Here is a 1,805-nt window from a genome sequence, read left to right on the forward strand (position 1 = left end):
GCGATCAGGCCAAGGTCGTTGCAATCGTCGAGCCAGAACAGCAGCGCCAGTTCGCGATAGAACGCCACGATCAGCGTTTCGTCCTGCGGATCGCGGCCGGTGCGGGCGCTGGTGTCGCGCAGGCTCGGGTGGATGCGCTGCAGGATGTACTGGCCGCCCCTAACCGCCTCCGCGGCATGCTCGTCGGCGAACCCGGTCAGGGAACGCCCCCACTCCAGCACCTGCTGCAGCGCGCGTTCGGTCTGGATCATGGCGCCGCTCCTGCTCTCTCGGCCAGGACGCGCCGCCCCCAACGAAGAGCCAGCCACAACCCGGCGAGTTCGGCCACGCGCACGACCCGGGTGGGGCAATACAGTTCCTTGCCGATCCACAGCGGCGTCTGCGGCAATGCATGCACCGCGTGGCGGGCGAGCATCCACTCCAGCGCACGCGCCACCGCCTGCGCGATGCGCCGGCGTCCTGTCGGCTCTTCGCTCCCGTCCATCACGTGCAACGCGAACAGCGCATAGGCGGTTTCCTCGAATGTGGACGCGCGACCGGCGCCCCAGCCGCCGTCGTCGCGCTGCGCCTGCAGCAGCGCCGCCAGCGCGCGCTCGTCGCGCCACTGGGGCTTGCCTTGCGCCAGCGCAGCGACCGCATGCGCTGTGGGATACAGCCACGAAACGTGCCATTTTTCGTTGTCCCATAGACCGTGCGGGTTGCGATTGGCCTCCACGTAGGCGCTGGTGCCGGCGGAGGGCTTTCCCAACAGTCGCAACGCATGCAGGGCATGGATGTTGGTCGACACCGAGGCATTGCGCTCGCCGGGGAAGGTGACGAACAGCTCGCCGATTTCGAAATGGCGCAAAGCATCGTCCGCCGGGTCGCGGCCTGCAAGGCGCAGGACGCACAACGCAACGGCGGTGTCGTCCGCATCGGCCGCGAAGTGCAAGGCCGGGCCCAGACCGCGCACGCCCAGGCGGGCGTCGAGCTGCGCGACGATCACGCGCACCGCCTCGGCGAGCGCGGGATGCGCGAACAGCCCGGCCAGATGCAGGGTGTACAGCGACCAGCATGGCTCGAACACATTGATCGGCCAGACGTTGGGAACGACGCCTTCGATGCCGCTGCGCGTCGCCCGCGATGCCGCCTGCAGATACGCGTCGGCGCGCCCGACCTGCGGCATGCTCCCCTGTGTCACGGCGTGCGCACGCCACGCTGCGGTGGCCGCCGGACTGATGCCGATGCTGCCGTTGTCATCCGGGCATGCGGTGGTCGGCGACGTGCCCCAGGCTTCCCAGGAGTGCAGCAACGGATGGCCGCTCGGCAACGTCGCCACCGCCCCCAGCTTGACCAGGCACGCTTGCCGCAATGGCAACAGCGCCGGGTGGCGCGGAAACGCCACGCCGCCCAGCAAGGATGCGGCCTCGCCGCACAACTGCGGTAGGATCAGCTCCGCGCCGATCGGCGCGTCTTCCGGCACCGCTTGCGCGTAGGGATCGGGCTGGCGCTCGAGGAACCGGGTTGCAGCCTGGACTGCGTCGGCAGCGCCGGGAAGAGGATCGGCACGTTGCAATGCCAGCAACGCCGCCCACGTGGGCGCATGGCGAAACAGCGGGAAGTCCGCGCTTCCCCATCCGCCATCGGCCTGTTGCTGCGCGATGAGCCACGCGTATGCGTCCTGCCGACCGGTGACGGTGCCGTGGAACTGCAGAGCTCGCGCCGTGTCATAGACGGACGGACCGACGCTGCCGCCGTCGCTCATCTCGCTCAGCAGGTGGCGCAATTCGGAAAGGATCTGTTCGGACAGCGCGTTCACGTGGGAT

Annotated in this window: 1 protein-coding gene and 1 pseudogene; both read right to left on the reverse strand. The window is 69.1% G+C overall.

Annotated features, from left to right (window positions below):
- A pseudogene (locus EN807_RS32225) lies at window positions 1-251 on the reverse strand (hypothetical protein); the annotation flags it as partial.
- Complete coding sequence (locus tag EN807_RS32230; protein WP_135937905.1) at window positions 248-1,798, reverse strand: hypothetical protein; 1,551 nt, start codon at window positions 1,796-1,798, stop codon at window positions 248-250. The gene EN807_RS32230 and the pseudogene EN807_RS32225, both read right to left, overlap by 4 nt.
- Between the last annotated feature and the right edge of the window lie 7 nt (window positions 1,799-1,805).

Source organism: Mesorhizobium sp. M5C.F.Ca.ET.164.01.1.1 (genome assembly GCF_004792125.1).
In the GTDB taxonomy this organism is placed as follows: domain Bacteria; phylum Pseudomonadota; class Alphaproteobacteria; order Rhizobiales; family Rhizobiaceae; genus Mesorhizobium; species Mesorhizobium wenxiniae.